Genomic DNA, 308 nt, shown 5'->3' on the forward strand with positions numbered 1-308 from the left:
GATCGAAGAAGCGCTGCGGCAAGCCGCAACAGCCCAGCCCGCGCGCGCCCCACCGGGGCCGCCGGCGCGGATGGTGCGCGAATACGGCCTGACGGCGCACCGGCCGGCAATGGTCAGGGTCTGGAGCGATGGCCACGAGGCCGTCGCCGCGGCCAAGGGTGCGCCGGAAACCATCGTGGCGCTGTGCTCGCCTGAAGAGCGTGCACCGGCGCTCGCGGCTGCGGCGACGATGGCGCGCGCCGGATTGCGCGTACTCGCCGTTGCCGAGGCACCCGATGTCGCCCCGCCCTGGCCGGACGATCCGGCGG

1 protein-coding gene is annotated in these 308 nt (G+C 75.0%); it reads left to right on the top strand.

What is annotated here, in order from left to right; all coding sequences use genetic code 11:
• Positions 1–70: 70 nt before the first annotated feature.
• A partial coding sequence (locus ACEN88_RS35105) for a hypothetical protein (RefSeq protein WP_413347041.1) occupies positions 71–308 on the top strand: 238 nt, incomplete at its 3' end.

The sequence above is a fragment of the Massilia sp. CT11-108 genome (genome assembly GCF_047302915.1).
Lineage (GTDB): Bacteria > Pseudomonadota > Gammaproteobacteria > Burkholderiales > Burkholderiaceae_D > Telluria > Telluria orientalis.